Source organism: Streptomyces sp. NPDC002671, assembly GCF_053592475.1.
Window position 1 is genome coordinate 1 of the sequence record NZ_JBSFVU010000098.1, and the last position, 9281, is coordinate 9281.

General features: G+C 67.9%; 6 protein-coding genes and 2 pseudogenes. 5 read left to right on the forward strand and 3 right to left on the reverse strand.

Features of this window, described 5'->3' with window-relative positions; translation table 11 throughout:
- Nucleotides 1-535: 535 nt before the first annotated feature.
- Nucleotides 536-1297, reverse strand: a complete 762-nt coding sequence (locus ACWD35_RS43870; protein WP_451356927.1) for a hypothetical protein — start codon at nt 1295-1297, stop codon at nt 536-538.
- 491 nt (nt 1298-1788) lie between these two features.
- On the opposite strand from ACWD35_RS43870, the gene ACWD35_RS43875 reads away from it, so the two are divergent.
- Together ACWD35_RS43875 and ACWD35_RS43880 are read left to right on the forward strand one after the other, a co-directional pair.
- Nucleotides 1789-3234: an FG-GAP-like repeat-containing protein gene (locus tag ACWD35_RS43875; protein WP_451356928.1), complete on the forward strand. Its 1446-nt coding sequence runs from the start codon at nt 1789-1791 to the stop codon at nt 3232-3234.
- 495 nt (nt 3235-3729) lie between these two features.
- A pseudogene (locus tag ACWD35_RS43880) lies at nt 3730-4116 on the forward strand (transposase); the annotation flags it as partial.
- A gap of 70 nt (nt 4117-4186) precedes the next feature.
- Here ACWD35_RS43880 and ACWD35_RS43885 read toward each other — a convergent pair.
- Nucleotides 4187-4867 (reverse strand): annotated as a pseudogene (locus ACWD35_RS43885) (ISAzo13-like element transposase-related protein); the annotation flags it as partial.
- Nucleotides 4868-4937: 70 nt separating this feature from the next.
- Here ACWD35_RS43885 and ACWD35_RS43890 point away from each other — a divergent pair.
- A complete protein-coding gene (locus ACWD35_RS43890) occupies nt 4938-6395 on the forward strand; it encodes an IS4 family transposase (RefSeq protein ID WP_451356929.1) in 1458 nt (485 codons plus the stop codon).
- A 428-nt stretch (nt 6396-6823) separates the two neighbouring features.
- Here ACWD35_RS43890 and ACWD35_RS43895 read toward each other — a convergent pair whose 3' ends face one another.
- On the reverse strand, nt 6824-7528 hold the full coding sequence (locus ACWD35_RS43895; protein WP_451356930.1) for a hypothetical protein: 705 nt from the start codon (nt 7526-7528) through the stop codon (nt 6824-6826).
- Nucleotides 7529-7963: 435 nt separating this feature from the next.
- Between ACWD35_RS43895 and ACWD35_RS43900 the strand changes: the two genes are divergently transcribed.
- A complete protein-coding gene (locus ACWD35_RS43900) occupies nt 7964-8386 on the forward strand; it encodes an ATP-binding protein (RefSeq protein ID WP_451356932.1) in 423 nt (140 codons plus the stop codon).
- A gap of 187 nt (nt 8387-8573) precedes the next feature.
- Complete coding sequence (locus tag ACWD35_RS43905; protein WP_451356931.1) at nt 8574-9095, forward strand: hypothetical protein; 522 nt, start codon at nt 8574-8576, stop codon at nt 9093-9095.
- The last annotated feature ends 186 nt before the right edge of the window (nt 9096-9281 follow it).

Genomic DNA, 9281 nt, shown 5'->3' on the forward strand with positions numbered 1-9281 from the left:
CAAGAGCCCGATCGACTACGAACACAGCTACCAGGCCAGCCTCACCGAGGAACTGGCTGCATAGGAAGGTCTCCACAGATCGGGGGGATTGACAGCAAGGCCAGTCGTATCGCGGGCCAGACCACCGCCCAAGGCGGCGCTCGTCACCGGTGAGGCCTGCGAGCTTCGCGCGTTTTTCCTCGGCGGATCGTTCCAGCTTGATCAACTCATCGGGGACCTCTGCCACGTGCACGGATCCTAAGCAGCATGGGTGGCGAGTCGATCACGAGACGTACCGGCTGATCGGGTAGAGCCGAGATCGGTCTCCGGGCGCCTCGCCAGGGGAGCGGTTTCGGAGACCGGGTTCGGTACTCACCAGTCGCCCAAGCAAAACGCTCGGCTGGGAAACCCCAGCCGAGCGTCTGTCCAAACGGCTCGCGGCTTGATCAACTCACCGCCGTGTTGCATCGACCCCTGGACTTCGCCCGGAGCGGGGCCTTCGCTGCCTTTTGTCAGGCGCGGCGACCGACACGCAGGTCGAGGGTGCCCAGTGGGCTTAGATCACGTCTACGTAGTCACCAGAGGAGCTGCTGGCGCCGGTTGTGGTGTTGCCGCTGTAGAGCCAGCGCCATGTGGCGTCCTGGGAAGCGGTCACTGTGGTCTTCAGATAGCCGGTACTGCTGGCGGTTACCGACTTGATCGTGGTGTAGGTGCTGGAGCCGGCGGGCTTGAACTGCAGCTTCACCAGTCGGCCACCGTAGTTGTCGTAGCGGTGCAGATTCCAATTGGCGTGCTGCACGGTGCCGGTGACGGTGATCGGCTTGCCCTTGGCGACGGGCTCCGGGGAGGCGTTCATGTTCTGGATGCGCGAGGCACGCTGGAGGCGGACCGTCGCGGAGAGCAGGTCGGTGTCGTAACCGCCACCCTTCTTGATGCCCGTGCCGAGGGAATTCCAGTCGGTGGCATCACTGTTGACGAGCTTGCCGCCATTGCCGCTCGGCATGCCGTCGGGGTCGATGGTCATCGTCTCGTCGCAGTCCCGAAAGGTGTAGCCGCCCGCGGAGGATGGGCGACAGCTCCACTGGGTCGTCGAGATTGCGAGCGTATACCTGACGGTCCCGTTGGTGCGGTACGCGTCAACCCACCAGTCGTCGAGCGTCACGTTCCTCTTCACCGTGTACGTCAACGGGGCCTCGACCTCGGCGCTGATGCCGACGACGATGGGCTTGCCGTTGTTGAACACGACGTTCGAGAACGAGACGTCACTGTCGGCCGCGTGCGCGGTCGGCGCCATGAGCCCCACGCCCGCCAGCGCCATGCCCCCGGCCACCGCCGCGGTAGCCGCGCGCCGCGTAGCCGAGGGTCTGTGCCGCTGCGCAGCAGCAGCCGATATCGAAGTGACCAATTCCCACCCCTGAGTCGAGTGTCTGCGCGCGGGTCAACTGCCCGCCGCGGGAACTCTAGATCACCCGGGGCGGCACCCGGCGCCGCTACGCACCTGGCGACCACGCAAGGTCACCGAGCGCCCTTACCGCTGAGGAATACGCGGCCCTGTCGGCGCCTGGCGTGCGAAAGCCCCAGACGGGGCACCCCGGCTGCGCGGGTGCCCCCTGCCGGGCTCGCTGCGGGGCAGCCGGACCCGGTCCGGCCGAGGGAGATCTCCGGGCGGGAGCCCGGGCCCGACCGTTCTCGTCACCCCTCACCCCTGGTCTCCCTGACCCGTATGATCCGGTCGTATTCGATCATTCGATCACTTGGATTCGATGCCCGGCGGCCCAGGCCACCGGGCCGAACCTGTAGGGGGGTTCCATGCGTAGAAGTGCGCTCGTCACGGCTGCCGTTGCGGCGGTCGTGTTCGGTGCCGCCGGTACGGCCTCGGCCGCGCCGGCCGGCACGGTCACCGCTGCGGCAGCCGCGGGGGGCAGCCACGCCGACTTCAACGGTGACGGTTATCCGGACCTGGCCATCGGCGCGCACACCGCGGCGGTGGGCGACGTCCAGCGTGCCGGGGTGGTGGCGGTGGCGTACGGGTCCGCGACGGGCCTGCGGTACGACACCGCCCAGATCGTCAGCCAGGCCACGCCGGGCGTGCCGGGCGACGCGGTCACCGACGGCAAGTGGCGCGAGGCCACCGCGGCCGGGGACCTGGACGGCGACGGCTTCGACGACCTGGTGATCCACTGGATCGACAAGAACACCGTCCTGTGGGGCAGCAAGGAAGGCCTCACCGGCGCCGCGACCGTCCTCCCGGCGGGCAACCAGCCGCGTCTGCTCGGCGGCGGGATCGGCATCGGTGACGTCAACGGGGACGGCGTCGACGACTTCGTCAGCCGTGCCATCTACGGCGGCTACCAGGGCGGCGGCTCCTCGTACGGCGCCGCCGTGCTGCTCGGGCCGCTCGACCGGACCACCGGCAAGGCCGCCGGCACCTGGTTCCGCGCCAGCGACAGGCTGGACGACCTGGTCATCGGCACCGTCTTCGTGGGCGACATGACGGGCGACGGCATCGACGACGTGGTCACCAGCGGTGGCAAGGTGCTCGGCGGCGGCGCGCCCGCCGGAACGGTGCTGAAGGGCTCGAAGACCGGGCTGGTGAAGGGCTCCGCGTTCCCGGCCCCGTACGTCTACGACGGCGGTTACCACGCGTCGGCCTTCGCCGATCTGGACAAGGACGGTTACCAGGACCTGGTCACCGGGCACGCGGAGACGAACCAGATCTTCGTGACCTACGGCGGCCCCAACGGCGTCAGCACCACCCGTACCTCGCGCTCGTACCAGCAGGGTTCCAGTGGTGTCCCCGGCATGAACGAGACCGGTGACAAGTTCGGCTCCTCGCTGGCCGTCGGCGACACCAACAAGGACGGCTACCCGGACATCGCGGTCGGCATCCCGTACGAGACGGGGCTGGACGACGTGAACACCAAGGAGTCGGGCGCCATCGACGTGCTGTGGGGCAGCCCGACCGGGGTGAGCACCGTGGACGCCAAGGGCTTCACGCAGAACGCCAAGGGCATCCCGAGCACCTCGGAGGCCGGTGACCACTTCGGCTCGGCGCTCGCCCTGTTGGACAGCAACCGTGACGGCGCCCCCGAGCTGTACGTCGGCGGCAACGGCGAGGACGGCTACAAGGGCCGCGTCTGGAACCTGGCCACCGACGCGAGTGGCGTCACCGGCACCGGCGCCACCAGCTTCTCCCTCGGCACCCTGGGCGGGCCGAGCGGGGGCGGCAACTTCGGGTACCGGATGGTGGGGTGACCCACCGGGCCGCACGGCCCGTCGTCTGCACGTGGCCCGCCGGGGAACTTCCGGCGGGCCACGCCTACTTGTCCCTGGCGTTCACGTCCGGGAGGAATCGCATCCTGAGGTGGGTGGCGGCGGCCCGTGCAACCCCGGCCCGCGACGTCAGCAGGCACCAGGACGTTCGCCGGGACACCCCAGCCGTGCGGTGGGCATAGTGCTCGGCCAGCCGGCCGCCGACCGCACCCGGACCCCGGCGGCACACGCTGCCCACCCACCGGCACCTGCGGCGGGTGTCCCAGGCGACGTACACCGCGCAGCTCGCTGCACTCGGCGGCGCACCACCGCCGGGCTGGCCTGACACACCATCACCAGCGACAGCTCGCTACCGCCTCCAACCGTTCCGCCGTCGAGGATCGGGCGCATCAGCCGCAACACCGGCCCCAGCGCTCGCCTGATCTCCGCGGGCACCGCCAGGCCCGCGCTCACGCGGAGCCCTCCTCGTCCTTGTCCTCGACCAACCACCAGGTCGTCATCGACGCCGACACCCGGCTCGTCGTCGCCGTCGGCCGGCCGCTGCCCGGCAATCGCAACGACTGCAAGGCGTGGGAGCTGTCCGGCGCCAAGGATGCCGTCGGGAAGACCACGGTGATCGCGGACGGCGGCTACCGGGGCACCGGCCTGGTCATCCCGCACCGCCGCGAACGCGGCCAGTCCGAACTCCCGGCCTGGAAAGAGGAACACAACGCTTCCCACCGCAAGGTCCGGGCCCGCGTCGAGCACGCCTTCGCCTGCATGAAGGGCTGGAAGATCCTGCGCGATTGCCGCCTCAAAGGCGACGGCGTCCACCACGCGATGCTCGTCACCGCCCGCCTGCACAACCTGACCCTCGCCGGGTGACGGAGAAACGAGCAGGTCATGCAGCACCTCAGAGATCATTTACGGGACAACCCTAAGAGTTTGCAGATCATCAACATGTCGTCTTGATCTTGTTGTTGGGGTCGTTGTTCAGGGCGGTGACCCGGGCCTGGAGGGTCCCCAGGACGGCGGGTGGGCTGGTCGCTGGTGAGACGCTGATGCCGTGTGCCTTGAGCAGTCTCCTGATCTTCAGCAGGGTGCGGTGCATGGCGGTGCGGCTGCTGCCAAACAGTACGGCGAGGGGTTCCGCGGCCAGGTTGACCCGCAGGTGGAGCACGGTGGCCAGGACCTGGTCGGGGAAAGCGAGCCGGGGCGGGCGGCCACGTCGAGTATCGCGATCCATGGCCAGGGTCTGGGTCAGATCGTCAAGCTGGTGAGGGGATAGTCCGGTCAGGGCGGGGTCGGACATCAGGGCCCGATCCCATGCCGGCGTCTGCGGGGCTCGGGGTGTCGGGATGGCCGGGGTCGGCTGGGGGTGCAGGGCATAGTTCCAATCGCCGTGGAAGGCATGGCGGGTCAGGGGCAGGGCTGCCATCTCCGCGTCGCCGGTTGCGACTCCGGTCGGGTAGGTGTTGGTGTCCAGTTCGGCCGTGACGTGCAGTCCGGTGCGGGTGGTGGTCGCGGCGATGGACTCGACGATGACTTCGTGGCTGGTCAGCGGTCGACCCCGCCAGTTCATGGTGATGTGGGAGAAGAGCCGGTGCTCGATCTTGTTCCACTTCGATGTGCCGGGACAATGCCGTTGCTTGAGCAGGGCAAGCAGTTCGGGGTGACGTTGAAGGTGTCGGGTCGTTGGACCTGGCATGCATCCGTGGGTGGGGATATCCGATCATGTGCGGCTGGGAGTAGTGACCCGCTGGGTGACGCCGGAGCTCGTTGGTGAGGTGCTGGAGAAGTGTGGAGTTCGCGATAGGAAGTCCGGCGCCCTACCGGCCGGGTTCATGGTCTACTTCACGCTCGCCCTGGCTCTGTTCCAGCAGGACTCCTACGACGACGTGGCGGAGCAACTGGTGGGCAGCGTCGCGGAGTTGAGTGAGACCATCCCCAACAAGTCGTCGTTCATGCGGGCGCGCAGACGTCTGGGGCCACGAGTCTTGGAGACGTTATTCCGCGAATTGGCCAGCCCACTGGCTCCACTCGGTTTGAAGAGTGCCTTCTACCGCGGGATGAGGCTGGCCGCAGTGGACGGATTCGTGCTCGATGTGCCGGATACGCCGGCCAACCGGGCTGCGTTCGGCGGGCCGGTCAAGAACGGCCAGCCTGCGGGGTTCCCGCAGGCGCGGGTGGTGACGCTCACCGAGTGCGGCACGCACGCGCAGATCGACGCGTCGGTGGGCGGGTTCAACGGCGGCGAGCCGGAGCTGGCGATCAGCATGGCCCACGCAGCTGCCGGGACGCTGGTCATCATGGACCGGGGCTTTCCCGGCGTGGCGCTGTGGAAGGCATACACCGGAGCGGGGGCTCATCTGCTGATCCGGGCCCGGTCGAGCGTCGCTGCTCGCCCGATCGAGTACCTGGCCGGTGGCACCTACCTGGCGAGGATGAACCTGGCCGGGCAGAAAGGCGCGCATCCCGGCGGGGTGCTGGTCCGCGTGGTCGAGTACCGCGTCGACGGCGGCGAAGTGGTCAGGCTGTTGACCGATCTGGTGGACCCGATTGCTTATCCGGCGACGGAGTTGGCGGGGCTCTACCACTCGAGGTGGGAGGCGGAGTCGGCGTTCAGGCAGATCAAGACCTTCCAGCGCGGGCCGGCCGAGGTCCTGCGCTCGGGCGACCCGGATCTGGTGCGCCAGGAGGTCTGGGCACATCTGGTCGTACACCACTGCCTCACACAGGTCATCATCGCTCTGGCCGACGACAACGGGATCGATCCGGACCGGGTCTCCTTATCGCTCTGGCCGACGACAACGGGATCGATCCGGACCGGGTCTCCTTCGTCAAGGTCCTCAAGCACGCCCGACGCAGCGTGGTCCGCCAGTGCACGGACACACCCACGAAGATCAAAGAGTTCTTGGTGGTGCTGGCGGCGAAGGTTCGCCGGAAGCTCGACAACGGCGCCAGGCGCCTGCGCGAGACCAACAGGCCCCCGAATGCGAAGTCGTGGCCTTCGTGGTCTACCGTTGCCGCAGCGGCCGTCTCTATCTGATGTTGAGCCACATCACGTCATGATCGAGGCGGCTTTCCCTACGCCCCCATCCACCCCCTTCACGCCGCTGGCCAGCAGCGATGAGCATCAGCAGACCTATCTACAGCTGCGGTGACATCCCCACGGGCCGACTGTCATTCGGCGGGAAGCTGCAGCAGCTCGTCGTGACCGTCGGTGACCCAGCCACCGCCACCGCCACCGAGTAGCGTCCCGGCCGCTGCGCCTGCGCCCTGTACCGCATCCCTCGCGGTACGGGGCGCCTGCATGTCCGAGGCAGGCGACCGCCCTTGACGCAGTTCTGCACGAGAATCGCGCGCGAAATGAACGCGATCGTCGACGAATCGCACGCGGATCGATCGCGATTCTCAGACGCCATTGCAGGCCAACGCGATCCGTCCCCAGGGGACGACCGGTGGGCATCCTCAAGGAGGGCGAGGAGAACCCGTACGCGACGGGAACCCCGCATCCGGGAGACCGAGACTGATCTCGACGGCGGGGTTCCCCGCTCCCCTGTCCCTGGTCCCGGAAGCGGGTCCCGGGTTCCTACTGGACGTCGACGAAGTCGCTGGCCGACGTCGCGGCGCCGGTGGCCGTGGTACCCGCGTAGGAGAAGCGGTAGTACCCGTCGCTCGTCGCGGTCGTGGTGGCCGTCACCGCTCCGCCGGAGCCGCTGGTGACGGTCTTGAGGGTCGTGTACGTGCTGGTGCCCGACTTGCGGTACTGGAGCTTCACCGACACGTTGCTCAGGCCCGCGTACGCATGAGTCTCCCAGTTGGCGCGGGTGAGCGTGCCCTTGACCGTGATGGTCCGGCCATGGACCACCGGCTCGGGCGAGGCATTCGCGGTCAGCGTGGTGTTGCGCTTGATGTGCACGGAGCCGGCGTATCCGTCGCTGACCGAGCCGCTCGGGAGGCCGTACGCGATGGCGTACGCGTGCCAGGTGCCCGCATAGGAGTTCGTGGTCATGGCAACCTTCGGGTCCACGGTGAAGTGGACCGTGCACGTCGACGTCTGGGCATCGACCGCCACGCACGAGCCCGATCCCTCCTCGGCGGGGAACAGAGCGCCGTCCCTGCCCTGGTCATCGAAGGAGGTGCCGTGCCACAGGGCGACCCAGCCGGCGGTGACGCCGTCCGGGTCGGCCGCGGTCACCGTGGCGGTGAACGACTTCTTGGCGGAGGTGCCGAGGACGATGTCCTTGCCGCCGTTGACGACGACCTTCGTGATCGTCGTGTCGTCACTGGTCATAGGCCCCGCGTGCGCCTGCGCGGCGGCGGGAAACACCAGAGCCGAAGAGAGAACCAGGGCGCCGGACAGAGCGGCGACCGAAGCGCGTCTGCGCATATGCATCCCCACGGTGAGAAGAAGGGCCCCCGCGGGACATCTCCCGACAAGAGCCCATGGGCGCACGCATCGTACAGATTCTTTCGAGCCACGACGAGATGCGGGGATCCCTCGATCCCTCCCTGGAGACTCGCGCGCGCGTTCCCCTCCCAACACCGCGCCCGCCTCTGCCACCGCCCTTGGCACGCCTACGCCGACATCACACCATGATCAGAAAGCTCAGCAGCAGCTATCTGCAGCTGCCGTATCCACCTGGGGAATTACGGGCTCAGGCGGGGATCTCGTGACGATGAAGGTGCAGAAGGCCTACTGATTCACTTAACCAGCCTTCTGAAGTCGATCGCAGCGATGGCCAACAGCTATGGCGGCCTGATCATGGTGGGTATCGCCGACGCCGACGCCGACGCCGACGCCGACGCCGACGATGGCGACGGCGACCGTGTCGTCGGAGTCCAAACCCAGGAGACGATCGACAAGATCGTCAATGGCTGCTACGAGAAATTTGACCCGCCCTGGGAGCCGACCTTCATCCCCGTCTCGCTGGACGACGGATCCGGACGCAGCGTGGTCGTCATCCGCGTCGACGCCAACGCCGCTCCTCGCCCGCTGCTGATGGACCTCCGCGCACCGATCCGGCTGAGCGGGCGCAACGCCACCGCCGACCGCGACCGGCTCCTTGCTCTGGCGCGCGAGGATCCGGCCTCGGAGGCGGTACCCATGCGCCAGAACCTCATGTCGCCGCAGCTGGCGCAGAACAAATAGGGCCATGTCACCGAGGACTTCGTTCTTCGCACGGGCATCAACCTGCCGGTGGGGGAGGCCGGCTCCTGGCGCCCCCTGTCGGACCTTCACGCACGGGGCGGTCGAGGTCTATCACGGATTCCGGCAACTCGGGCACAACCGTTCCCGGGTCGCCCGTCTGGTCTGGCAAACCCTGAACGACACTCCAGTGAAGCACCCAGTCGAAGCCATCGTGACGGTGAAGTTGCCCGACCTCTACGGCCCTGCGCCGACCGCGTCGATCGCGCACGTCACGATCGACGTCGTCTCCCAGCTCCGCCAGTACGCGGCCAGCCTCGGGGACATGAAGTTCGAGTACCAGTACCCGGTGCCGGATCTGTACGAGCTGATTGACGCTCTGCTGGAGCCCCTCGTCGACCGCGACGTCACTGCCGCCTTGGCCGGCCTCGCCGATATCGACGCTGCTTTGGTGGCCCAGCCCCGCGAGCTGCACCTCGTCGCAGGCCAGACGGTCGTTCAGCTGCTCGTCCCCGACGGGCTGGCTCCAATCCCGGATGCCGGCACGTCGATGGGCGGCATCTTCCGGGCCAACCCGGCCCTGGACCTGCGCGTCGCTGCCGAGCGCCATGAACAGGTCGACAACTGGGTCCGGCAGCTCGGCCTGGTGGACGCCGGCCTGACCGGCATGGAGGCACTGCTGGAGCGATACCGGGCTACGACCAAGGCGTAGGGCGACCGCAAGCCTACGAGAGCTTCCGTTGCACTGCTGGCAGGACCGCGACACCCCGTGGGGGGCCATCGTCTCGGAGTCTGCGAACTCCTCTACTGACGTTGTCGCCGTGATGTCGTCAGGGTGAGGCCGGTTTCGGCGAGGCATCCGTTGATGAGGTTGCTGCGGTACTGGATCTGGCGGAGA

What these genes read in the sequence shown, in the direction of transcription:
- ACWD35_RS43870 (WP_451356927.1), bottom strand. Translation starts at nt 1,297, where the DNA reads ATGGCGCTGGCGGGCGTGGGGCTCATGGCGCCGACCGCGCACGCGGCC.
- ACWD35_RS43875 (WP_451356928.1), top strand. Translation starts at nt 1,789, where the DNA reads ATGCGTAGAAGTGCGCTCGTCACGGCTGCCGTTGCGGCGGTCGTGTTC.
- ACWD35_RS43890 (WP_451356929.1), top strand. Translation starts at nt 4,938, where the DNA reads ATGCATCCGTGGGTGGGGATATCCGATCATGTGCGGCTGGGAGTAGTG.
- ACWD35_RS43895 (WP_451356930.1), bottom strand. Translation starts at nt 7,528, where the DNA reads ATGACCAGTGACGACACGACGATCACGAAGGTCGTCGTCAACGGCGGC.